Consider the following 24656-nt stretch of genomic DNA (forward strand, 5'->3'; position numbering starts at 1 on the left):
ATCAGGCGGTTAGAGGTTCGACTCCTCTAGGGTGCATTAAACATTAAACTCGGGAAGTAGCTCAGCTTGGTAGAGTACTTGGTTTGGGACCAAGGTGTCGCAGGTTCGAATCCTGTCTTCCCGATTGGTCAATACTTAAATTGAGGCAATTGCCTTTTTTTTTATATTTGATTTTGATTGTTATTATCTGTAAATTTACATTTAGTTTTCTTAAATGTTTCGTTACATTTTCATGTCCAAACTAATAAATGTGTAAAGAATTATCTTATCGATAGTTCTTTTTTTTAAAATTTGATATCCTAGACATATGAAAAGAATCAAAATTGATGTTGTAGTTGTTCCTTTAAGTGGACATTTGTACCCAACAATGAATTTACTCATCCCCTTACTTAATAACCCTCGATATGATATTCGCTTATTCACTGGTCCTCAAAAAAAGGCCGTTGCTGAATCTGCAGGTTTTCATGTAGTTCCAATATTAGAAAATCACATTGAGGATTTTGAACGTGCAGCTAATAATGATAAGCAATTAGGGATATTATCAGCTTATCAACAACTTTCTTCTAGTATTGATTTAATTAATGTAGTTTCAGATCAATTATTGGAAGAGTGGCAAAAGAATCGCCCTGATATCGTCATTGCTGATTTTATAACCTTGTCTGGAGGTTTAGTAGCTAATCAACTTGGAATTCCTTGGATCACTACCATGGCTACACAATTTGTTTTAGAGACTACTGACGGCCCGCCTTGTCTAATTGGTGGTATGGGGAGTCCTAAGAATGGTTGGCAAGTTTCAGTACAATTTTTAGGTAGAAAAGCAACTCGTTTAGTGAAACGAATTGTATCTTTTCTGCTTCGTGATCGCTTAAAAAGATATCATTTTAAATTGTATAATCAACTCGGTCATGAGACCATTTATTCTCCATATTCAATTCTTGGTATTGGTATGAAAGAAGTAGAATTAAAAAAGGGATTTCCAAAACACTACAAGTGGATTGGTCCTTCTGGTGCTTCAGTTGAGACAGGAGAGGATTATCCTTTAGATTTATCAACATTTTCTAATCAAAAGAAAGTCTTAGTGACTTGTGGTACACAACTTGCTTGGGCTAAAGAAAACCTTATCTATCAAGCTAAGCAACTTGCAAAAGCTCATCCAGACTGTCATTTTTTTGTGACACGTGGTGTGGGTGGAGAAGCCTTCCAATGTGAAAATCTCATGGAGAACCTTTCCGTAGTTTCTTATCTACCTTATAAGGAGTACATTCCCCAGATGGATTATGTGATTCATCATGGGGGAGCTGGGATTTTTTATCAATGCATTATTTATGGTAAACCAGCTTTGATATTACCTCATGATTATGATCAATTTGATTATGCCGTTCGTGGGGTTGAAGCCGGTGTTGCTTTCTCAGCTAAAAGAGATAATAGCAAGGCCATTGGACAAGCCTTTGAGGAGCTGTTAGCTAAAGAAAATTGGCCAGAATTAGAGACTTTGCGCCAAACAGCACAGTCTTATCATCCGACGGAAATCTTAGAAAGCGAAATCCATCGTCTGCTGGCAAATAAGGAGAAGGAAAAATGAAAACAGTTTTAGTAACTGGAGCGACAGGTTTCTTGGGTAAATATGTTGTAGATGAATTAGTCGAGCATGGCTATCAGGTTCGAGCTTTTGGTAGAAACAGTAAGGTTGGTCGATCTTTAGAGAATTCTTCGATTAGTTTTTTTCAGGGTGATTTGACCAAAGCTGATGATGTGCTAGAGGCTTGCAAGGGGATGGATCTGGTCGTTCATGCAGGAGCCCTGTCAACAGTTTGGGGCCCTTGGGAAGATTTTTATCAGGCTAATGTTTTAGGAACCAAATATGTTCTCGAGGGATGTCGCCAAACAGGTATTCAAAGTTTAGTTTATGTATCCTCACCAAGCATCTATGCTGCTCCTAAGGATCAGTTGGCTATCAAAGAAAGTGATGCTCCAGAGGAAAATAATCTCAATAACTATATCCGTAGTAAATTGGCTTCGGAGAAACTCTTTAAAGATTATCCAGATGTTCCGAGTATCATCTTGAGACCTCGGGGCCTGTTTGGGATTGGGGATACTAGCATCTTGCCACGGGTTATCAATCTGAGCCAAAAAATAGGAATTCCTTTGATTGGGGATGGGCGTCAGCTCATGGACATGACTTGTGTGGAAAATGTTGCTCTGGCAATCCGTTTGGCCATAGAAGCTCCAGAAGCTAAAGGTGAGGTTTATAACATTACTAATGGTGAACCGAGGGCTTTTAGAGATTTGCTAGAGGAAAGCTTGACAGGCCTGGGTTATCCAATCAAATATAGAAAAATTCCAGCATCTCTCTTATCAGGAATTGCAAGTAGTTTAGAATTTATATACAAGACCTTGAACCTTAAAGGGGAGCCACCTCTAACTCGATATACCTATTATCTGCTTCGCTATAGTCAGACTCTTGATATTAGTAAGGCTGAGAAGGACTTAGGTTATCATCCGAAAATTAGTATTTCAGAAGGGATTGAACAATATGTCCAAGATTATCGAAAGCATTGAGTATTTCCCAGCGGGATATTGTACGAGTTATGCTGGTTTGCTTTTTAAGGGTGTCAAGAATAGAAAGATGACTTTCCCCGCAGGAGTGTTCCTTATCAAGCACAGGGATAAGGGCTATCTGCTCTATGATACTGGCTATCACTATGATATTAAGAGGAAACTTCGTTATGCTTTTTACCGTTTGGGGACGCCAGTTCAAATGACGGAGAAAGATCAGATTTTGCATTTGCTGAAAGCTAAAGGGATTAAACCAGAAGAAATTAACTATGTCTTGTTGTCTCATCTACATCCAGATCATTTGGGAGGGGCTAGCTTCTTTCCGAATGCAAACTTTATCCTGACCCAGGAAGTCTATGATGTTTATAAGAAACCAAAACTAAAGGATTTAATTTTTAAAGAATTTTTGCCGAGTGACTTCGAGGAAAGATTGACAGTCATCAAGGCAAATCAGCAAAATGCTAACTTTAAGTATCGCCCTACCTATGATTTGTTTGGAGATGGTAGTATCTTAGTTGCTTCTATTGATGGGCATGCTAAGGGGCAAGCTTGTCTCTTTATTCCAGATTATCATCTCTTTATCGCAGCAGATCTTTGTTGGGGAATTGACCTTTTACCCTACACCAAACAGATGCATCTGATTCCTTCCTTGGTGCAAGATAGTAAGGATGACTATATCAAGGGAACAGAGCTCTTGGAAGAGGTTTTAAAGGATGGGATAGAAGTGCTGGTTAGCCATGACCCTGTAGAAAGGATTGAGCGGATCTTGTATGAAAAAAATAACCTTTCTTAAAACTTTTATCCAAACTCGTTGGCTTCATAATTTTAAGTCTCGAGAAGCATTAGAAAACTATCAGAAAAAGCAACTGGTTAGCTATATGGACTTTCTCAAGCGTGAGTCACCTTATTTTAAAAATGGTGTACCTAACGACTTTGATCATATGGACAAGGCTTTTATGATGACGCATTTCAATGAGCTCAATACTCAAGGTGTGGATCGAGACGAGGCCTTGGCTTTGGCTATCGAAAGTGAAAAGACCAGGAATTTTACAGAACTCAAAGGAGAAATAGCTGTTGGGTTGTCTTCTGGGACATCTGGACACCGGGGACTCTTTATCACAACCGAAAAAGAGCGCAGTATGTGGGCAGCAGCTATCTTGGCAAAAATGTTGCCCAAAGGTCACCTTTTTGGGCAACGCATAGCCTTTTTCCTCAGAGCGGATAATGAATTGTATCAGACTATCAATACGGCACTTATTCGTTTAGAGTACTTTGATATTTTCAAGAATACAGATGAGCACATAGAGCGTCTCAATAGTTATCAACCGACCATTGTGGTAGCGCCTGCTTCTATGTTGATTGAATTGAGCAAGCGTCTAAAAGATGGGGAGTTGGTCATACACCCACAAAAAATCGTTTCGGTGGCTGAAATCTTGGAAGATAGTGATAAAGAGCGAATTTTGAGCGCTTTTGAGTTGCCGATTATTGACCAAGTCTACCAGGCAACCGAAGGTTTCCTAGCTTGCACTTGCTCTGCTGGGAATCTTCATCTCAATGAAGACATCATTTTTGTGGAAAAACACTACTTGGATGACCGACGTTTTTATCCGGTGATTACGGACTTTAAACGAATCAGTCAGCCTGTTTATCGCTACCAGCTCAACGATATCTTGGTTGAGAATCCTGAACCTTGTCCATGTGGATCTCATTGCACAAGGATTGACAAGGTCGAAGGGCGTTCTGACGACATCTTCTATTTTGATGGACAGGACGGAGATCAGGTAACGATTTATCCTGACTTTATCAGACGTTGCATTCTCTTTGTGGAGAATGTTGGAGATTATCAAGTCAAGCAACATTCTGAGAAGCTAGTGGAAGTTTGTCTGAGTCGAAGAGATGAACAAGTAGAAACAGCGATTACAGAGCAGTTTCGACTTTTGGCGCAACAAAAAGAGTTTAAAGAACCTGAAATACAATTTTCAGATTATCATTGGGATACAAGTCGTAAGCTCAAACGTATCCAACGTTTATGAAAGGACAAAAAATTATGACAGTAGTAAAAAGACATGTAGAAATTGCAGGTTATGGAGTCTGCCTTCCAAAAAATATGGTACAATTTAAAGACCAGACCCGTCATCGTGTGGTTGAAAATGAAGAAACGCAACTAGATTTGGCAGAAGCAGCTATCCAAGCTGCACTTGAAAATGCAAATTTGAGTATGAAAGATATTGATTGCCTGGTATCAGCTAGTGCGGTTGGTGTTCAACCGATTCCTTGTACGGCAGCCTTGATTCATGAACGTGTGGCAAAAGGGCTCTCTATCCCAGCTATGGATATCAATACGACTTGTACAAGTTTTATTTCAGCTCTTTCGACTATGTCGTACTTGATTGAAGCTGGAGAATACCGTCGTGTTTTGATTGTATCCAGTGAAGTTGGTAGCTTGGGCCTCAATCCAAAGCAAAAAGAAAGTTATGAACTCTTTAGTGATGGGGCAGCAGCCTTTATTTTCCAATCAAGTGATAAGGATAAGGGAGTGATAGCAAGCCTTCAACGTACTTGGTCAGAGGGGGCTCACGATACAGAGATTCGTGGAGGCTTAACTTCTTATCAGCCAAAAGAGTACTCTGAAGAGACCAAGACAAATTTTATGTTTGATATGAAAGGCAAGAAAATCCTCTTGCTTTCTGCCCGTGTCATTCCAGAAATGTTCCAAGAATTCCAAGAGAAATCTGGTATTTCTAAAGATGCTGTAGACTATATTATTCCCCACCAAGCCAGTCGCGCTCTTCCTTTGGTCATGGGAAAACTGGGTGTAGATGAAGACAAGTACCTTAACCTCGTTACGGATTATGGAAATATGGTATCCGTTGCTGTACCTTTTGGTTTGGCCTATGCACTCGATCACGGATATGTGAAGGAAGGAGATACCATCTTCTTGATGGGAACTGCAGCTGGTATGACGGTCAATATGTTGGCTTTGAAATTGTAAAATAATAGCAGGCACCTATAAGTGGCCTGCTTTTTAAATTAATTTTAAACGTAGAACTATCGGCTTATACAGAAAAAGCTTGATAACTTTTATGAAACTAAGTATACTAGAATGTAACAAGCGTTTTCAGATAGTATATTAGAGAGTATACTTAGAAATTGAGAGGGAGATATGGGAATCAGAAAATTTCGCTTATTAATGTCCAAGTATGGTTTTAGTATTACGATTATCCTTATAGAATTAATTCTTGTTTTCGGAATTATTCTTTACATGAGCCAGATTGCTCCGATTATTTGGGTGACTCTTGTATTTTTGATTAGCGTAGCAACCGTTATAGCGATTGTCAATCGTTCGATGTCACCTGAAAGCAAAGTGACTTGGTTGATTGTGACCTTTGTACCGGTGTTTGGTCCACTGCTTTATCTCATGTTCGGTGAGAGAAGACTATCAAAAAAAGAACTGAAACAACTCCAGGAATTGAATTCTATTGCATTTCATGAGAATAATGGGCGCCAACTCCATTTGCAACTACAGGAAACAGACAAACCAGCTTACGGAATTATCAATGCCTTGCTACATATGGACAGTAATGCAGAGGTTTATGACCATACAGACTCACAATTCTTTGCTAATGGAGAAGAAATGTGGCAACAGATGCTGGAGGATCTTAAAAGAGCAGAAAAATTTATTTTTCTAGAATACTACATTGTCGACGAAGGTTTGATGTGGGATAGCATACTCGAAGTTCTGGAAGAAAAGGCAGCTCAGGGAGTCGAAGTCAAGATGCTCTATGACGACATCGGTTGTATGGTGACTTTGCCTGGGGATTATACTGTTCATTTGCGTTCTAAAGGGATTGATGCTCATAAATTTAATAAGGTGATTCCTCGTATGACAGTGGCCTATAATAACCGTGACCACCGGAAAATATTAGTGATTGATGGACAAATTTCCTATACTGGAGGAATCAACCTTGCAGATGAATACATCAATCGTATTGAACGTTTTGGACACTGGAAAGATAGTGGGATTCGGATTGATGGTCCGGCGACTCAAGCATTTACCAGACTATTTCTCATGAACTGGTACATCAACCGAGGTGAAATCAGTGACTTTGATCAGTATCATCTGGAAAATCAGACACGACATGGTAGTGGCCTTTGCATCCCATATGGCAGTGGACCTAAGCCAATCTATAAAACTAAGGTAGGGAAGATTGTTTATCAAAATCTGATTAACCAAGCAGAAGATTTTGTTTATATCACAACGCCTTATCTCATTATCGATTATGATTTGACAGAGGATATAAAAAATGCGGCTATGCGAGGCGTAGATGTGAGAATAGTTACTCCCTTTGTACCAGACAAGAAGCTCATTCAACTGATAACACGGGGAGCTTATCCAGATCTTTTATCTGCGGGTGTTCGCATTTTTGAATACACACCTGGCTTTATCCATAGTAAGCAAATGATTGTTGATGATCGATTTGCGGCTGTCGGCACTATTAACTTGGATTATCGTAGCTTGGTTCATCACTATGAAAATGCAGTACTACTCTACAAAACAGAGTCAATAGCGGATATTCGCAAAGATTTTGAAGGAATTTTTGAACAATCTCAAGAAATCTTCTCGGATACCATAAATCCTACATGGTATCAAATGATGATTAAAGAAGTAACACAGTTATTTGCACCTATGCTTTAATTGAAAGAATTAACTGAGAATAGATGATTAGAGGAGAGGTTGGGACAAAAGTCCTAGCCTCTCAATTTTCTTTGGATTGTCGAGCAAGACGCAGTGGTTGAGTGGGCTTTACTACGCTGATTTCATCAGCTTTTACAGCCCTACTCAACTGTGCGGAGGTGGGACGACGAAATCGAATTCTAACGAATTACCGATTTCTGTCCCACTCTCTTTTTCTGTAAGCAGTTTCCTTGACATCTTATTTATTTTTCGTTATCATATGTCCATATAATATATGGGAGTCTGTGTACAGTCTGAGAGGAAGTGTTAAACTTCGACCGCACCTGATCTGGGTAATGCCAGCGTAGGGAACGATACTTGGCCTAATTTTGCACCTTTTTCATATATGGAAGAGGTTTTTCTTTTTTTACAAAGAAAAACTGTAACTTAGAAGGAGGTTTTAATGAAAGCAAGCATTGCTTTACAAGTCCTGCCCCTGTCACAAGGGATTGACCGCATAGCTGTAATTGATCAGGTCATTGCTTATCTGCAAACTCAAGGAGTGGCCATGGTGGTGACACCCTTTGAAACGGTTTTGGAGGGGGAGTTTGATGAGCTTATGCGCATTCTCAAAGAAGCGCTAGAAGTGGCAGGTCAGGGAGCAGACAATGTTTTTGCCAATGTGAAAATAAATATAGGAGAGATTTTAAGCATCGATGAGAAACTTGAAAAGTATAATGAGACGGCATATTAGTCTGCTAGGATTTTTGGGTGTCTTATCCGCTTGGCAGGTGGCGGGACTCTTAAAACTCTTACCAAAGTTTATCCTGCCGACACCACTTGAGATTCTCCAGTCTTTTGTTCGTGACAGAGAATTTCTCTGGTACCATAGTTGGGCAACCTTGAGAGTAGCCTTATTAGGTTTGGCCTTGGGTGTCTTGATAGCCTGTATCATGGCCGTCCTTATGGATAGTCTGAGTTGGCTCAATGACTTGATTTACCCCATGATGGTAGTTGTCCAGACCATACCGACCATTGCCATGGCCCCTATCCTAGTGTTATGGTTGGGTTATGGAATCTTGCCCAAGATTGTCTTGATTATCTTGACGACAACTTTTCCTATTATCGTCAGTATTTTAGATGGTTTTAGGCATTGTGACAAGGATATGCTGACCTTGTTTAGTCTGATGCGAGCCAATCCTTGGCAAATCCTGTGGCATTTTAAAATCCCTGTCAGCCTGCCTTACTTTTATGCAGGACTTAGGGTCAGTGTCTCCTACGCCTTTATCACAACAGTGGTATCTGAGTGGTTGGGAGGCTTTGAAGGACTAGGTGTCTACATGATTCAGTCCAAAAAACTGTTTCAGTATGATACTATGTTTGCGATTATTATTCTGGTATCGCTGATCAGTCTTCTGGGTATGAAGCTAGTCGATATCAGTGAAAAATATGTGATTAAATGGAAACGTGCTTAAAAGAAGCGTTTTAGAAAAAGAAAAGAGGAATTAAAAATGAAGAAAACATGGAAAGTGTTTTTAACGGTTGTAACAGCTCTTCTAGCTGTCGTGCTTGTGGCTTGTGGCCAAGGAACAGCTTCTAAGGATAACAAAGAAGCAGAACTCAAAAAAATTGACTTTATCCTAGACTGGACACCAAATACCAATCATACAGGGCTTTATGTTGCCAAGGAAAAAGGTTATTTCAAAGAAGCTGGAGTGGATGTTGATTTGAAATTGCCACCAGAAGAAAGTTCATCTGACTTGGTTATCAATGGCAAGGCGCCATTTGCTATCTATTTCCAAGATTACATGGCTAAGAAATTGGAAAAAGGAGCAGGCATTACTGCCGTTGCAGCGATCGTTGAGCACAATACATCAGGGATCATCTCTCGTAAATCTGATAATGTAACTAGTCCTAAAGACTTGGTAGGGAAGAAATACGGAACCTGGAATGACCCAACTGAACTTGCGATGTTGAAAACCTTGGTAGAATCTCAAGGTGGAGACTTTGAGAAGGTTGAAAAAGTACCAAACAACGACTCGAACTCGATCACACCGATTGCCAATGGAGTTTTTGACTCTGCTTGGATTTATTATGGTTGGGATGGAATCCTTGCTAAATCGCAAGGTGTGGATGCCAACTTCATGTATTTGAAAGACTATGTAAAAGAGTTTGACTACTACTCACCAGTCATCATTGCAAACAACGACTATCTAAAAGACAACAAAGAAGAAGCTCGTAAAGTCATCCAAGCTATCAAAAAAGGTTACCAATACGCGATGGATCACCCAGAAGAAGCGGCTGATATCTTGATCAAGAATGCCCCTGAGTTAAAGGATAAACGTGACTTTGTCATCGAATCTCAGAAATACTTGTCAAAAGAATATGCAAGCGACAAGGAAAAATGGGGGCAATTTGATGCGGACCGCTGGAATGCCTTCTACAAATGGGATAAAGAAAATGGTATCCTCAAGGAAGACTTGACTGATAAAGGATTCACTAACGAATTTGTAAAATAATGACAGAAATTAGACTTGAACACGTAAGCTATGCCTACGACAATGAAAAGATTTTAGAGGACATTAACCTACAAGTGGTTTCAGGTGAAGTGGTCTCCATCTTGGGACCCAGTGGTGTTGGAAAGACCACCCTCTTTAACCTGATTGCAGGGATTTTAGAAGTCCAGTCAGGTAGAATTGTGCTTGACGGGGAGGAAAATCCCAAGGGGCGTGTGAGTTATATGCTCCAAAAGGATTTGCTCTTGGAACACAAGACTGTCCTTGGCAATATCATTTTGCCCCTCTTGATCCAAAAGGTGGACAAGGCAGAAGCCATTGCCAAAGCAGATGAAATTCTTGCTACCTTTCAGTTGACGGCTGTAAGGGATAAGTACCCTCATGAACTCAGTGGTGGGATGCGCCAGCGTGTTGCTTTACTCCGTACCTACCTTTTCGGGCACAAGCTCTTTCTTCTAGACGAGGCCTTTAGCGCTTTGGATGAGATGACTAAGATGGAACTTCATGCCTGGTATCTTGATATTCATAAACAGCTAGGGTTAACGACCTTAATCATCACCCATAGTATAGAGGAAGCCCTCAATCTCAGTGATCGCATCTATATCTTGAAAAATCGCCCTGGTCAGATTGTTTCTGAAGTCAAACTTAATTGGTCTGAAACTGAAGACAAGGACGTTCAAAAAATTGCCTATAAACGCCAGATATTAGAAGAATTGGGCTTGGAACTATAGCTAAAAAACTGTGAAAAACTCACACTACAAAAAAACTTCGGTACATCATTAATGATACCGAAGTTTTATTTTTATAGATTTTACGAAATATTTCTTAGATTTGATGATAAATAACATACTTTCAAAGGATTTGAAAGCTAGTTGTAATTTTTTTATTATAACATAAATGTTGAAATGTAGAATAGAAAATAAAGTATAGTTTGCTAACGGTAGCTATTTTTAAAACTCAGTATTTTCAAGGATTGAGCCCTAAAAGTTTGACTTATAGAGTTGTAAATGATAGTATAGTCAAAGATAGTCAAAGTTTAAGAAGGAGGTAGCAAGCTATGAAATTTAAAAATACATCAGACCATATCGAAGCCTATATCAAGGCGATTTTAGAACAATCTGGTATCGTAGAATTGCAACGAAGTCAGCTAGCGGATACCTTTCAAGTCGTACCTAGCCAGATCAACTATGTGATTAAGACTCGTTTTACAGAGAGTAGAGGATATCTAGTTGAGAGTAAGCGTGGTGGTGGAGGCTATATTCGTATTGGTCGAATCGAATTCTCTAACCATCATGATATGCTCCGCGATTTGTTGTATTCAGTGAGTGATGAGGTGAACCAAGTCATCTTTGAAGATGTCTTAAGACTCTTAGTCGAACAAGAACTCATGACCCGCCAAGAAATGAATCTATTATTAGCTATGGGGACAGACCGAATTCTAGGTGAGGAAGCTAATTATATTCGTGCCAATATGCTTCGTCAGTTGTTGCATGAAGTAGATAGAAAAGGAAAATAAGACGACATGAAATATTCAAAAGCATTGAGAGAATGCATCGATAGTGCCTTTCTGGTAGCGAGTCGCTTTGATGCAGATTACCTAGAGTCTTGGCATTTGCTGATTGCCATGGCCAATCATAGCTACAGTGTTGCTGGAGCAACTTTAAATGAATTCCCGTATGAGATTGATCGTTTAGAGGAAGTAGCTGTAGAATTAACAGAAGCAAACTTTAACCATAAGGAAGATTATAAGGAGCTCCCATTTTCCTATCGTTTGAACGTCTTGATGTTGGAGGCGGAACATGTTGCTTCGGTTGTACATGCCAAAGCATTGGGAACAGAGCATCTTCTCTACGCTATCTTACATGATGGCAATGCCCTAGCTACTCGCATTTTGGAAAAAGCAGGATTTTCTTATGAAGACCAGAAAGATCAAGTCAAGATTGCTGGGCTTCGTCGTAGTCTTGAAGCGCGTGCTGGTTGGACAAAGGAAGATTTGAAGGCTCTGCGTCAGCGTCACAGATCAGTAGCAGATAAGCAAAATTCTATGGCCAATATGATGGGTATGCCTCAAACTCCAAGTGGTGGTTTGGAAGATTACACTCATGACCTCACAGAGCAAGCTCGTTCAGGCAAATTGGAACCAGTTATTGGACGTGACCAAGAAATCTCTCGTATAATCCAAATCTTGAGTCGAAAAACAAAAAACAATCCAGTTCTAGTTGGAGATGCAGGTGTTGGTAAAACAGCTCTGGCACTTGGCCTTGCACAGCGAATTGCCAACGGAAATGTGCCTGATGAAATGGCTAAGATGCGTGTCTTAGAACTTGATTTGATGAATGTGGTTGCGGGAACCCGTTTCCGTGGAGACTTTGAAGAACGTATGAACAATATCATCAAAGATATCGAGGAAGACGGTAAGGTTATCCTCTTTATAGATGAGCTTCATACCATTATGGGATCAGGAAGTGGTATTGATTCGACCTTGGATGCGGCCAATATCCTGAAACCTGCCCTAGCGCGTGGAACTCTGAGAACTGTTGGGGCAACCACTCAGGAAGAATACCAAAAACACATCGAAAAAGACGCAGCCCTTTCTCGTCGCTTTGCAAAAGTGATGATTGAGGAACCAAGTGTGGCTGATAGTATGGCTATCTTGCGTGGCTTGAAAGCAACTTATGAGAAACACCACCATGTCCAAATTACAGATGATGCTGTCGAAACAGCTGTCAAAATGGCACATCGCTATTTGACTAGTCGTCACTTGCCAGACTCAGCGATTGATCTTTTGGATGAAGCGGCAGCAACTGTCCAAAATAAATCAAAGCACGCTAAAAAAGATGAGTCAGGTTTAACAGCAGCGGACAAGGCCTTGATGGATGGCAAATGGAAACAAGCAGCTCAGCTCATTGCAAAAGAACAGGAAGTTCCAGTCTATAAAGATCTAGTAAAAGAGTCTGATATTTTGACAACCTTGAGTCGCTTGTCAGGTATTCCAGTTCAAAAATTGACACAAACGGACGCCAAGAAATATCTCAATCTAGAAGCTGAACTGCATAAACGTGTTATCGGGCAGGAACAAGCGGTATCAAGTATCAGTCGTGCCATTCGCAGAAATCAATCAGGTATTCGTAATAACAAACGTCCAATTGGTTCCTTTATGTTCCTAGGACCAACAGGTGTTGGTAAGACAGAATTGGCCAAAGCCTTGGCAGAAGTTCTCTTTGATGACGAGTCAGCCCTCATTCGTTTTGACATGAGTGAATATATGGAGAAATTCGCAGCTAGTCGTCTCAATGGAGCTCCTCCAGGTTATGTAGGCTACGAAGAGGGCGGAGAGTTGACCGAGAAGGTTCGTAACAAACCGTACTCAGTCTTGCTCTTTGACGAGGTAGAAAAGGCCCACCCAGATATCTTTAATGTGCTCTTGCAGGTCTTGGATGATGGTGTCTTAACAGACAGTAAGGGTCGCAAGGTTGATTTCTCAAATACCATTATTATCATGACGTCAAACCTTGGTGCGACAGCTCTTCGTGATGACAAGACAGTCGGTTTTGGAGCTAAGGATATTCGTTTTGACCAAGAAAATATGGAAAAACGGATGTTCGAAGAGTTGAAAAAAGCTTATCGTCCAGAGTTTATCAACCGTATTGACGAAAAGGTGGTCTTCCACAGCTTGTCAAGTCAAGATATGCAGGAAGTGGTTAAGATTATGGTCAAACCATTGATTGCAAGTCTCGCAGAAAAAGGCATTGACTTGAAACTCCAAGCATCTGCCCTTAAGCTTCTAGCTCAGAAGGGATATGATCCAGAAATGGGAGCTCGCCCACTGCGCAGAACTCTGCAAACAGAAGTAGAAGACAAACTAGCAGAACTCCTTCTTACAGGTGAATTGAAAGAAGGTAAGACACTTAAAATTGGTGTCAAAGCTGGTCAATTGAAATTCGACATTGTATAAAACAAGAACTATTAATCTATAATTTGTAGATCCACCCTCTTTATTGCCATCAAAAGCAGAAAGGAAGTAGAAGATTATGAATCAGATAATTCCAACCGGGATGACAGAAAAAGAGTACTTTGAAGTTCACGCTAGTCAAGCTGAATTTTTAGACTGGTACCACAAGCAAGCACTCCCTCAGTATGAAAAACCAAGTGTGACTGTGGATATGGTAGCCTATTGCTTTGCAGAAGGGAAAATGAAACTCTTTCTGATTCGTCGGAAGGCACACCCTTTTCAAAATTGTTTAGCGCTAGTTGGTGGTTTTATGGATAAAGGGGAAGATGCTGCCCATGCTTGTCAACGTGAGGTAAAAGAAGAAATTAATCTTGAACTTCCACTAGAAAAGATTGAACAGTTAGTGACAGTATCTACTCCTGGTCGTGATCCCAGAGGTTGGACAGTTACCATTGCCCACTTGGTTTACCTACCTAGTCGAGCTCTTGACTTAGTCCAGGCAGGAGATGATGCAAAAGAAGTCGTTCTTGTAGATGTTGATTTTCACACAGGCAAGTGTTACTTGGATGGCAAAGAACTTGACGAGAAGGACTTTGCATTTGACCACTTATCCATTATTCAAACATCCATCAAGAAGATTCAAGAAGCTATCGACTATGACGCTCGTTTCCTTTATTTACTAGAGGATGAGTTCACAGTGGATGATGGGTTAGCCCTCATTGAGACTCTATGCCCAGGCAAATCATGTACGAGTGATAGTTTCTTATCGAAATATGGTCATAGCATAGAGGAAGTTGGATTTAAACGGATTCCTCAGAAGGAAGTTATCACTATTTATCGATTAAAATAAAAAAGTGAGGTCGGGATTTTCTCGACCTCTTTTTGTTTAAGGATGTTTATCTTTATTAGAATTGCTCATGATTCGAATGAATAAATCTTTGTATTTATATTTTAAATAATGTTCGTGTAAATACAATAAAGCCACGTAGACAATCATGAAAATGGCAGTTAGGTAGAACAAATCAAATGTTGTTTGAGCGTAATGAGTAGCACCCCCATAAGAAACGAAAACAGCTAAAATCAACCAAGGAAGATACTTGTAATAGTTTCTTAACATAAGCCTACACCTCCAATATCTTATTTCAATTTTATTATAGCCCTTCAAGAAAAAAATGCAAGCGATTACACTTATAAAATATAGTATTTTTAGTAGGAAAAATTTCCTGTTTTTTAAATTTTTAACGAATAATAGAGATAGGAGGATTAAAAAAAACAAATATAAATAAAAACCAAAACCATATATAAATAGTTGACAAACCCTAAAACAAATATTACAATAACATTACAGAAGTATTTCATAACATTTCAAAAAGATTACATGGGAGGCGCATCATGAAAACAAAACATTCAATTCGTTTACTAGCAGTAGCAGTATTGGCTTCAACTTTGCTTTTAGGAGCATGCGGAAATAAGAAAGAGAACACTGCAAGTGATAATTCTAGTAAGACAACACAAGCATCTTCTAGTTCTAAGGCGAGTTCTTCAAGTAAAGAGAACAAAACTCAGAAATCATCAAATTCAACTTCATCAGAAAAAGCTAAGTCATCATCTTCTGATCAGTCAACGACTACTGCTAATCAATCGCAAGCAACACCAGCACCAGAAACAAAACAAAATCAAGAACCTTCTGCTAAGCAAACCCCTTCTCAAGCCCCATCCAATCAACAAGGAACACAAGCAAACCCGAATCAGTCAGCTTATGATCCAGCAACTGATCGCAAACTTCAAGACAAGCAGGCAGAACACAACAAACGTTATAAAGGCGTCTTGACTATGGTGGACAAAGACTTTTCGGCTGCAGCTGGGAATTGGAAGGGGGCTAATGGTGAAACTATCACGGTCTCATCAGGTGGCCAGTTTACAGTGGAATCTGCTGATGGTAAGAAAGAAAACTACTCTATCCAAAGTTATTCTTATACCCTTGATGATGGAAAATACAATGCGGAAGTAGGTGGTGGAAAAGTCATTCAAATTACAACAGGAGCGGATGGTACGGTATCTAGTGTTGTCTTGATTCAACCATAGAATTTAGTACTGAAATAATTTGTTTAAAAATAGCTCAGTTGATGAATACTTACAGCATTCCCAGTTGATAAGACGTCATACATGAACTCCAGAGATGAGACTAACTTAGGAGTATATGTAATCATGTCTACTTGAACTGACCGTTTTTCACTTAGTTTCTTTCAGAGAAAGTGGTATAATGAAAAAATCAAAGGGAAACGAGTGATGAATCAATGCCAGATAAATTAATTTTACCTCAAAATACACGACTAATGGGAATATTTCTTGGCTTTATAGGTGGTTCTTTGGATGTGTTCTGTCACATCCAGTACCATAGTTTGGTGGCAACACAGACAGGGAACATTCTTCTACTGATATCAGATTGGCACGATTCACATGTTATCAATACAATGCTGCGATTCTGCTCCATTATTTTCTTTTCCCTAGGATTTGTTTTTGCCTTACACGTGAAGGAATATCGTAAAACAGCCTATTGGCGGGTTAAGATGCTACTTCCCTTATTTATCGGAACCCTTGTTCTTCCCTTCTTTTCCCGCTTTCCTCTATTAGAAGTCCCTTTTATTGCTTTTGGAACTGGAATGATGATGCTGACATATACGGGCAGTTTGATTGAAGATCATCCCTATGTCATTTTTATGACTTCTGGAAATTACCGAAAAATGCTGACTGCTTTGTATCGCGTCGTTAGAGGAGAAGGAGACGTTCAAGAATATCGCCGTCAAGCCTTAAACTATGGGATTGTTGTAGGGAGTTTCGTAGTAGGGGCAATTAGTTTGGCTATATCTATGCATTTTTTCCATGAATGGTCTATTTGGATTGTCAGCTTCAATTTGTTTTTGATTATGTCCTACTATATAGCTAGGGTGAAGCAATTAGATTTACAAGATGAAAATATATAAAAAGGCAAGGCTCGTTTTTGAGCTTTGCCTTTTTGTGAAGTAGATAGAAGGTTATGCGTTGTTTAGTTGCAAGAGTGCTTCAATCTCTGCAAGAGTGCTGGCTTGTGAAATGGCTCCACGGAGTTTAGCAGCACCAGATGTCCCACGGAGGTAGTGAGGGGCTAAGCCGCGGAATTCGCGAACGGCAATGTGCTCGCCCTTGAGATCAATCAAGCGTTTCAGATGCTCATAAGCAATCTTCATCTTGTCTTCGAAGGTTAAATCAGGCAGGATTTCTCCTGTTTCAAAGTAATGATTGATTTGATTGAAGAGGTAAGGGTTGCCCATAGCGGCACGGCCAATCATGACCGCGTCGGCACCGACTTCTTCGATACGTTGTTTCGCTTCTTGAACCGTACGGATGTCTCCATTTGCAATAAATGGAATCTTGGTCAGAGCTTGCGCAACCTTGTGAAGGGTCTCGAGGTCAGCGTGCCCCGTATACATTTGTTCCCGAGTCCGTCCATGCATGGCGAGGGCAGAGACACCTGCTGCTTCAGCTGCGAGGGCATTCTCCACTGCTAGAGAAGGGTCCGACCAACCTGTCCGCATTTTGACAGTGAGAGGGATATCAAGGACAGATTGGACCTTGTTGATGATAGAGTAAATCTTATCTGGGTCCTTGAGCCACATAGCCCCAGCTTCGTTTTTCACAATTTTGTTAACTGGACAGCCCATGTTGATATCCACGATATCTGTCTTTGTATTTTCTTGGATAAATTCAGCTGCGCGAGCTAGGCTATCTTCATCGCTACCAAAAAGTTGGATGGAAACAGGGTTTTCGCCCTCGTCGATATGAAGCATGTGTAAGGTTTTTTCGTTGTTGTATTGGATACCCTTATCAGAGACCATTTCCATAACAACGAGCCCTGCGCCAAGTTCTTTTGCGATAGTACGAAAGGCTGAGTTGGTTACGCCAGCCATAGGTGCGAGGACCGTCCGGTTTGGGATCTCGACGTTCCCAATCATAAATGGTGTATTAAGATTTGTCACGAATGAGTTCCTCCAAGTCGTTTTCATCAAAGTTATAAGTTGTTTGGCAGAATTGACAAGTGATTTCTGCCCCATGGTCTTCCTCTTTCATTTCCTCAAGGTCTGAACTTGGAAGGCTGGCAAGAGCATCCATAAAGCGTTCTTTGCTACAGTCACATTGGAAACGAATTTCTTCTTCGGACAGACGTTTGTAGGGCTCGTCACCATAGATAGCCTTGAGAAGGGCTTCGATATGGTCGTCACTTTCTAGAAGAGTTGAAATGGCTGGCATCTCTTGGATTCGTTTTTCAAAACGAGCGATTTCTTCCTCTTTGGCATTTGGCAATACTTGGAGCAAAAAGCCACCTGCAACTTCGACCTTGTCGTCTTTGTCTAAAAGAACATTGAGGCCAACTGCTGAAGGCGTTTGTTGACTTTCTGTAAGATAGAAAGCTAGGTCTTCACCGATTTCTCCAGAGATGAGAGGAGTCATGGAGTTGTAGGGATTTCCAGTGCCATAGTCTGTAATGACTAGAAATTGACCATTGCCGACAAAAGGTCCGACAAGGACTTCGCCAGTTGCAGTCTTTTTGATGTCAACACCTGGATTTTGCACATAACCTTTGACGTTGCCCTTGGTATCTGCAACTGTGATAATGGCACCGAGGGAGCTAGTCCCAAGAACCTTGACGGTTAGCTTGGTATTCCCTTTTTCATTGGCAGCGAGAATCTGACTGGCGATTAAAGTACGACCAAGCGCTACAGTTGAACTAGCTTGGGTTTGATGTTTTTCTTGAGCAGTACGGACCGTTTCCGTGCTATCTAGAACAAAAGCACGAAAAGAACCACTTTCTGATATTGTTTTAATAATTTTATCCATAGCTACTATTTTAGCATAAAAATGCTTAAAGGGGGAGTGGTGTGTTTGCTAGTTCTGAGGATTATTCTGGTATTTTTTATATTATGTTCCGATTGAAGGAGAAAATGAAAGGGGTAACGAATATATTTAGGAGACTTGATGGGAAAAGCTGAGTCAAGTTAATTATTTACTATTAGATTTTATTTATTTTGTAAATAATTTTGTCTCGTTATTGGGATTTTAGTGGTAAGAGTCATTTGTTTTTTTATTTTAGGAAATTGGATAATAGAAGTATATAGTTTTTAAATTATGATATAATGAATAAAGTTAATTATCCTTGATAATATGATAGGGACTAATCCTAAAATGACAAATCAGGAGATGAGAAAAAGAGAAAAGGAGTCCATTTGGTATGAATTATTTTGAGGGGAATGAGTTTTTCCTTCTATTACTTGTGGTTTTACTGATTGGCTTTGTTTTAAACTATTTTGGCAAGCGTAAGGATTATTATATTTTAAGTCTGTCAATTTTATTTGCAGGAGCCATCTATGGTAAGAGTAAATCCATGGTTGTTTATCTATTGGCTTTCATCATCTACCAATATGTCCTAGTTTTCATAGCACAAAGAATGGATTCAAAACAGTTAAAACCTCTAGTTATGTTATCCATTTTACCTTTAGTGGTCAATAAAGTCTTTGCAATAACCCAGCTACATTTGTTGGCTTTTATTGGGATTTCCTACATGTCCTTTAAGACCATTCAGATCATGCTAGAAATATCGGATGGTTTAATCAAAGAAAAAATCACTGTAAAAGATTATCTGCAGTTTCTACTCTTTTTCCCTACAGTTAGTTCTGGACCAATCGATCGTAGCAGAAGATTTCTAAAAGAGATCAATGAAGTCATGCCTAGAAAAGACTACCTAGAGTTAGCAGGTGATGGTATTTATCGCATCGTTTTAGGCCTTCTCTACAAGGTTGTTTTATCAACCTATGTTTACCAGATACTACTTGCTCTAAGCAATACTGGTACAGTTGTCTACTCAATCAAATATATGTACCTGTATACTCTCTATCTGTTCTTTGACTTTGCGGGGTATAGTTTGATGGCTGTTGGAAGCAGTAATGTTTTGGGTATTCAGACACCGATGAATTTCAATAAACCTTTCTTGAGTATTGATATCAAGGATTTCTGGACTAGATGGCACATCACCTTGTCAACATGGTTGAGAGATTTCGTATTTTCAAGAGTTTTGATGCAGGTTATCAGAAAGAAATGGTTTAAGAATAGATTACACAATGCAGCCTATGCCTATATGGTCAATATGTTGGTTATGGGATTTTGGCATGGAATTAGTGTCAGCTACATCGTTTATGGTTTTTACCATGGAATCTTGATGTCTGGATTTGAAATTTATCAAAAGAAAAGCACTTTTTATAAGAAACATAAAAATAAAACTTGGTACAAGCTAATAAGTTGGTTTGTGACCATGAATTTAGTTATGGTTGGCTTCTTTATCTTTTCAGGTGAACCTTATAAGATAATTATGGCAATTCTAAGTAGATAAAGAGATCTGCTGAAACAAGGAGATTGGACAAAACAAGATGATTAAGTTAAAAGCATTTTTACTATCGCTTGTGCTCGTAATTGCGACTCTTGCTCTTTTAAATGTGACATATGTCAAGAAGATTGACGACTATTATAAAGTCAAGGACAATAGTATTCGCTACAGCACTTCTTATGAAAAGTATAAAAGTAGAGATATTCTAACAAATAATATCACTCCCAATACACTAGTTCTAATGGGTTCCTCAGAGTTAGTTGCGACGATAAATGAAGATTACCATCCCAATAAAATTTTTAACTACAATGATTTTAACATTATGCAGATAGGAACCAGTTACTCTCAAAATATCATTCAAGCTACAACCTTGAGCTCGATTGAGGGATCTATGAGTAAGCGAAAAGTAGCTATAGTAGAGTCTGTTCAGTGGTTTGAAAAAGATGGAACCCATCAAGATGCCTTTTTGAACAAGGCCTCTCAGGAACATATTTTTCGCATGTTAGATAACGAGAAAATCAGTAAGGAAACGAAAGAAAAACTGATTAATCGCATTATTGAGATTACCAAAGGAAACAAACAACAAAATGATATCTATAAAAAGTATAAAAGCTATTTCATAGAAGGAAAAGGAACAATCATTGATAAAAAACTGTTGGAACTTGACAATGCCGTTTATTCCTTTAAGCTTAAACGAAAATTCTATGAAAATCATGCCAAATCAGACTATCCTGCACTAGGAGATAAAACACCGGATTATGATTGGGAGGAGATGACGAAGAGGTTTGTAGAAGAAGTTAAAAAGAAAACAGATAACAATGATTATGCTGTGGATAATAACTACTACAATACCTACTTGAGAGACCGCTATGCTTCGTTGAAAGATTCTAACAAAGACTTGAGCTACATAGAGTCACCAGAGTATTCAGATATGGAGCTCTTCTTGACAGTTGCTAAGGAATTGGGAATTGAAGTTGAAGTCATTATCTTTCCTGTAAATGGTAAATGGAATGATTACACAGGTGTTTCGCGAGAAATGCGTGAAGAAACTTACAAAAAAATAGAAAATATTGCCAAAAACCACGGTGCTACGGTGTTAAACTATGGAAATAAAGAGTATGAAGATTACTTTTTATTTGACGTGATGCACGTTGGGGTGAAAGGATGGATGGAAGTTGAAAAAGAACTTTACAAATTTGCAACTGAAACTAACTGACACACATCGTTTACTATTGTGGACCTTGTTTTTCTACACAGTTATTTTAAGCATCGTAATCTACTGTTTTGTGACTGATTTTTCGAACATTCAAGATTTTATCTATAGTGAATTCTAGGATTACAGACTATAAAAATCTTTAGATAAAGGGAACTGTACCGATAAAGTGAGATACAAAATAAGGCTCTATACTGAAAAGCACTCAAACTATCATTAGAAAGAATCATGTGAAACCATTTAATGTAGTTGAAACGTAGTGAAAATAGACGGCAAACAATTGAAAAAATAGTCTATAAAGTGGTATAATAGCAGAAAAATAAATGAGTAAGAAATTGATTTTATTTTAGTGAAAAATTAAAGAAATGAATGGTTTTCTTGATGAAACACAGAAAAGAACTGTACCTCTTTCTTGGTCGGACAGCCTTGTATTTTTTTATCTTTTTAGGGCTGCTTTACTTCTTTAGCTATCTTGGTCAGGGACAAGGAAGCTTTATTTATAATGAATTTTAACTTGAAGGAGAATCCTTATTATGTCTAATAAGCCAATAAAAGATATGATTGAGGCGATTGAACGTTACGCCCAACTTCAACCAGACTATCCGGTCTACAATGTCCTTGGAGAAGAGCATACCTATGGCCAATTGAAGGCTGATTCAGATAGCTTAGCAGCCCATATTGACCAAATGGGACTTCCTGAAAAGTCACCTGTTGTGGTCTTTGGTGGCCAAGAATATGAAATGTTAGCAACCTTTGTGGCCTTGACCAAATCTGGCCATGCTTATATCCCAATTGATAGCCATTCTGCCTTGGAGCGCGTGTCTGCTATTCTTGAAGTAGCAGAGCCAAGCTTAATCATCGCCATCAATGAGTTTCCAATTGAAAACCCAGCTGCTCCAATCATGTCCTTGGAGCAAGTGCGTGAAGCTTATGCAGTTCAGCATGCCTATGATTTGCAACATCCGGTCAAAGGGGATGATAACTACTACATCATCTTTACTTCGGGGACGACCGGGAAGCCAAAAGGGGTGCAGATTTCACACGACAACTTGCTCAGCTTCACCAACTGGATGATCACAGATAAGGAGTTTGCAACGCCAGAACGTCCGCAAATGTTGGCGCAACCGCCCTATTCCTTTGACTTGTCTGTTATGTACTGGGCACCAACCTTGGCTCTTGGAGGAACGCTTTTTGCTCTCCCATCAGCCATTACTCAAGACTTCAAACAACTCTTTGCAACTATCTTTTCTCTTCCGATTGCTATCTGGACTTCGACACCATCTTTTGCAGATATGGCTATGTTATCTGAAGATTTCAATGCTGAAAAGATACCAGGCATTACCCATTTCTACTTTGATGGGGAAGAGTTGACTGTTAAAACTGCTCAGAAATTACGCGAACGTTTCCCAAATGCGCGCATCATCAATGCTTACGGGCCAACAGAAGCAACAGTTGCTTTGTCGGCAGTTGCTATTACAGATGAGATGCTAGCGACTCTTAAACGCTTGCCAATTGGTTATACCAAAGAAGATTCTCCAACCTTCATCATTGATGAGGAAGGAAACAAATTGCCAAATGGAGAGCAAGGAGAGATCATCGTGTCTGGACCGGCTGTTTCCAAAGGTTATATGAATAATCCAGAGAAAACAGCAGAAGCCTTCTTCGAATTTGAAGGACTTCCAGCCTACCATACGGGAGATGTTGGAACCATGACAGACGAAGGTCTTCTTCTCTATGGTGGTCGGATGGACTTCCAGATCAAGTTTAACGGCTATCGTATTGAACTAGAAGATGTTTCTCAAAACTTGAACAAATCTCAGTACATCGACTCGGCTGTTGCAGTGCCACGCTACAACAAGGATCACAAGGTTCAAAATCTTTTGGCCTATGTCATCTTAAAAGATGGCGTCAAAGAGCAATTTGAACGCGAAATCGATATCACGAAAGCCATCAAGGAAGACTTGGAAGATATTATGATGTCTTATATGATGCCTTCAAAATTCCTTTACCGTGATAGTTTACCGCTAACTCCAAATGGGAAAATCGACATCAAAGGGTTGATTAGCGAGGTAAACAATAGATGATGGATTTCCTGAAACAGCTCCCTCATATTGAGCCGTATGGGAATCCTCAGTACTTTTTGTACGTGATTACTGCTACCTTGCCAATCTTTATCGGTCTATTTTTCAAAAAACGCTTTGCCTGGTATGAAATATTGGTTAGTCTCTTCTTTATCGTCACCATGTTGACAGGTGGTAAGACTAATCAATTAGTTGCCTTAGGGACTTATCTGATATGGCAAATTATACTAGTTCTTTTTTACAAGCAGTATCGAAAAACTAAAGACGGGAAATGGACTTTCTATCTCGTTAGTCTGTTATCTTTACTTCCTATCATCTTTGTGAAGGTACAGCCGGCTATTAATGGCACACAGTCCTTGTTAGGTTTTATCGGAATTTCTTATCTGACTTTCCGTTCGGTGGGAGTCATTATCGAACTCAGAGATGGAGTCATTAAGGAATTGAAGATGAGGGAATACTTGCGTTTTCTCCTCTTTATGCCGACATTTTCAAGTGGTCCAATTGATCGCTTCAAACGTTTTAATGAAAATTACAAGACGATTCCAGAGCGAGATGAGTTGATGGATATGTTAGCTGAGTCCGTTCGGTATATCATGTGGGGATTTCTGTATAAATTTATCCTAGCTCATATTTTAGGCGAGATTTTGTTACCTCCTCTTAAGAATCTAACTTTACAGGAAGGGGGCGTCTTTAACTATTATGTAGTGGCAGTCATGTACACATTTGGTTTGGAACTTTTCTTTGACTTTGCAGGTTATTCCATGTTTGCTATAGCTATTTCAAATCTGATGGGGATTCGTAGTCCGATCAACTTCAACAAACCTTTCTTATCAAGAGATTTGAAAGAGTTTTGGAATCGCTGGCACATGAGTTTATCCTTCTGGTTCCGTGACTTTGTCTTTATGCGCTTGGTTATGGTGATGACGAGAAAGAAATTGTTTAAGAATCGAAATGTGACCTCAAGTGTCGCCTATATCCTGAACATGCTTCTTATGGGATTTTGGCATGGGATAACATGGTTTTACATCGCCTATGGACTTTTTCATGGGATTGGGCTGGTCATTAATGATGCCTGGGTTCGTAAGAAAAAAACACTCAATAAGGAACGAAAGAAAGCAGGGCGAGCTCCCTTGCCTGAGAATCGCTGGGTTCAGTTGCTTGGCATGGTTATAACCTTCCATGTCGTAATGGTTTCATTCTTAATCTTCTCTGGATTTTTGAATGATTTATGGTTTAAAAAATAAAAGG

At 39.5% G+C, this 24656-nt stretch carries 23 protein-coding genes, 1 tRNA gene and 1 riboswitch; of the genes, 21 read left to right on the plus strand and 3 right to left on the minus strand.

The genetic code is table 11. The annotated features are described in order from the left end of the window. Window positions 1–50: 50 nt before the first annotated feature. The 14 genes from LG369_RS08175 (at window position 51) to LG369_RS08240 (ending at window position 14549) form a co-directional block, all read left to right on the plus strand. Window positions 51–124 (plus strand) — tRNA-Pro (locus tag LG369_RS08175). A gap of 183 nt (window positions 125–307) precedes the next feature. Then, the gene (locus tag LG369_RS08180) at window positions 308–1582 is read left to right on the plus strand and encodes a glycosyltransferase (RefSeq protein ID WP_225750772.1); all 1275 of its coding nucleotides are present in this window, start codon (window positions 308–310) and stop codon (window positions 1580–1582) included. Next, window positions 1579–2559 carry an NAD-dependent epimerase/dehydratase family protein gene (locus LG369_RS08185; protein WP_225750773.1) on the plus strand — a complete coding sequence of 327 codons (981 nt, stop codon included), beginning with the start codon at window positions 1579–1581 and terminating at the stop codon, window positions 2557–2559. The genes LG369_RS08180 and LG369_RS08185 overlap by 4 nt, the downstream gene beginning before the upstream one ends. Continuing rightward, window positions 2534–3349 carry an MBL fold metallo-hydrolase gene (locus LG369_RS08190; RefSeq protein ID WP_225750774.1) on the plus strand — a complete coding sequence of 272 codons (816 nt, stop codon included), beginning with the start codon at window positions 2534–2536 and terminating at the stop codon, window positions 3347–3349. Before LG369_RS08185 ends, LG369_RS08190 begins: the two co-directional genes overlap by 26 nt. Then, complete coding sequence (locus tag LG369_RS08195; RefSeq protein WP_004254074.1) at window positions 3327–4589, plus strand: F390 synthetase-related protein; 1263 nt, start codon at window positions 3327–3329, stop codon at window positions 4587–4589. The genes LG369_RS08190 and LG369_RS08195 overlap by 23 nt, the downstream gene beginning before the upstream one ends. Before the next feature lie 14 nt (window positions 4590–4603). Continuing rightward, entirely contained in the window at window positions 4604–5548 is a 945-nt protein-coding gene (locus tag LG369_RS08200; protein WP_225750775.1) for a 3-oxoacyl-[acyl-carrier-protein] synthase III C-terminal domain-containing protein, read from the plus strand. A gap of 171 nt (window positions 5549–5719) precedes the next feature. Continuing rightward, window positions 5720–7252 (plus strand): cardiolipin synthase, encoded by a 1533-nt coding sequence (gene cls, locus LG369_RS08205; RefSeq protein ID WP_225750776.1) that lies wholly within the window; start codon window positions 5720–5722, stop codon window positions 7250–7252. Window positions 7253–7516: 264 nt separating this feature from the next. Next, a riboswitch (TPP riboswitch) is annotated at window positions 7517–7619 on the plus strand. Between the two features lie 75 nt (window positions 7620–7694). Continuing rightward, window positions 7695–7985 (plus strand): MTH1187 family thiamine-binding protein, encoded by a 291-nt coding sequence (locus LG369_RS08210; protein ID WP_004254065.1) that lies wholly within the window; start codon window positions 7695–7697, stop codon window positions 7983–7985. Continuing rightward, a complete protein-coding gene (locus tag LG369_RS08215; protein ID WP_074324961.1) occupies window positions 7948–8706 on the plus strand; it encodes an ABC transporter permease in 759 nt (252 codons plus the stop codon). Before LG369_RS08210 ends, LG369_RS08215 begins: the two co-directional genes overlap by 38 nt. Before the next feature lie 36 nt (window positions 8707–8742). Next, on the plus strand, window positions 8743–9750 hold the full coding sequence (locus LG369_RS08220) for an ABC transporter substrate-binding protein (RefSeq protein WP_070678279.1): 1008 nt from the start codon (window positions 8743–8745) through the stop codon (window positions 9748–9750). Then, entirely contained in the window at window positions 9750–10478 is a 729-nt protein-coding gene (locus LG369_RS08225; RefSeq protein ID WP_004254058.1) for an ABC transporter ATP-binding protein, read from the plus strand. The genes LG369_RS08220 and LG369_RS08225 overlap by 1 nt, the downstream gene beginning before the upstream one ends. Window positions 10479–10804: 326 nt before the next feature. Next, window positions 10805–11263: a CtsR family transcriptional regulator gene (locus LG369_RS08230; RefSeq protein WP_004254054.1), complete on the plus strand. Its 459-nt coding sequence runs from the start codon at window positions 10805–10807 to the stop codon at window positions 11261–11263. 6 nt (window positions 11264–11269) lie between these two features. Continuing rightward, window positions 11270–13702 carry an ATP-dependent Clp protease ATP-binding subunit gene (locus LG369_RS08235; protein ID WP_070678276.1) on the plus strand — a complete coding sequence of 811 codons (2433 nt, stop codon included), beginning with the start codon at window positions 11270–11272 and terminating at the stop codon, window positions 13700–13702. 73 nt (window positions 13703–13775) lie between these two features. Then, window positions 13776–14549, plus strand: a complete 774-nt coding sequence (locus LG369_RS08240) for an NUDIX domain-containing protein (RefSeq protein ID WP_004254048.1) — start codon at window positions 13776–13778, stop codon at window positions 14547–14549. A 36-nt stretch (window positions 14550–14585) separates the two neighbouring features. Here LG369_RS08240 and LG369_RS08245 read toward each other — a convergent pair whose 3' ends face one another. After that, entirely contained in the window at window positions 14586–14816 is a 231-nt protein-coding gene (locus tag LG369_RS08245; protein WP_225750777.1) for a hypothetical protein, read from the minus strand. 275 nt (window positions 14817–15091) lie between these two features. Between LG369_RS08245 and LG369_RS08250 the strand changes: the two genes are divergently transcribed. Both LG369_RS08250 and LG369_RS08255 read left to right on the plus strand, forming a co-directional pair. Beyond that, window positions 15092–15784 carry a hypothetical protein gene (locus LG369_RS08250; RefSeq protein WP_004254042.1) on the plus strand — a complete coding sequence of 231 codons (693 nt, stop codon included), beginning with the start codon at window positions 15092–15094 and terminating at the stop codon, window positions 15782–15784. 212 nt (window positions 15785–15996) lie between these two features. Next, window positions 15997–16683: a DUF1275 family protein gene (locus LG369_RS08255; RefSeq protein WP_004254040.1), complete on the plus strand. Its 687-nt coding sequence runs from the start codon at window positions 15997–15999 to the stop codon at window positions 16681–16683. Window positions 16684–16734: 51 nt separating this feature from the next. Here LG369_RS08255 and dusB read toward each other — a convergent pair whose 3' ends face one another. Further along, on the minus strand, window positions 16735–17715 hold the full coding sequence (gene dusB / locus LG369_RS08260; RefSeq protein WP_025170587.1) for a tRNA dihydrouridine synthase DusB: 981 nt from the start codon (window positions 17713–17715) through the stop codon (window positions 16735–16737). Then, window positions 17702–18574, minus strand: coding sequence for an Hsp33 family molecular chaperone HslO (hslO, locus tag LG369_RS08265; protein ID WP_004254034.1), 873 nt, complete (start codon window positions 18572–18574; stop codon window positions 17702–17704). The genes dusB and hslO overlap by 14 nt, the downstream gene beginning before the upstream one ends. Before the next feature lie 391 nt (window positions 18575–18965). On the opposite strand from hslO, the gene dltB (LG369_RS08270) reads away from it, so the two are divergent. The 5 genes from dltB (LG369_RS08270) (at window position 18966) to dltB (LG369_RS08290) (ending at window position 24652) form a co-directional block, all read left to right on the plus strand. Further along, window positions 18966–20120 carry a D-alanyl-lipoteichoic acid biosynthesis protein DltB gene (dltB, locus tag LG369_RS08270; RefSeq protein ID WP_225750778.1) on the plus strand — a complete coding sequence of 385 codons (1155 nt, stop codon included), beginning with the start codon at window positions 18966–18968 and terminating at the stop codon, window positions 20118–20120. Between the two features lie 37 nt (window positions 20121–20157). Then, complete coding sequence (gene dltD / locus LG369_RS08275) at window positions 20158–21330, plus strand: D-alanyl-lipoteichoic acid biosynthesis protein DltD (RefSeq protein ID WP_225750779.1); 1173 nt, start codon at window positions 20158–20160, stop codon at window positions 21328–21330. A gap of 378 nt (window positions 21331–21708) precedes the next feature. Continuing rightward, entirely contained in the window at window positions 21709–21840 is a 132-nt protein-coding gene (locus tag LG369_RS08280; protein ID WP_225750780.1) for a teichoic acid D-Ala incorporation-associated protein DltX, read from the plus strand. A 20-nt stretch (window positions 21841–21860) separates the two neighbouring features. Continuing rightward, window positions 21861–23411 carry a D-alanine--poly(phosphoribitol) ligase subunit DltA gene (gene dltA, locus LG369_RS08285; RefSeq protein WP_225750781.1) on the plus strand — a complete coding sequence of 517 codons (1551 nt, stop codon included), beginning with the start codon at window positions 21861–21863 and terminating at the stop codon, window positions 23409–23411. Continuing rightward, window positions 23408–24652, plus strand: coding sequence for a D-alanyl-lipoteichoic acid biosynthesis protein DltB (dltB, locus tag LG369_RS08290; protein WP_225750782.1), 1245 nt, complete (start codon window positions 23408–23410; stop codon window positions 24650–24652). The genes dltA and dltB (LG369_RS08290) overlap by 4 nt, the downstream gene beginning before the upstream one ends. The last annotated feature ends 4 nt before the right edge of the window (window positions 24653–24656 follow it).

The organism is Streptococcus sp. Marseille-Q4154, from assembly GCF_916700545.1.
Classification (GTDB): Bacteria; Bacillota; Bacilli; order Lactobacillales; family Streptococcaceae; genus Streptococcus; species Streptococcus infantis_I.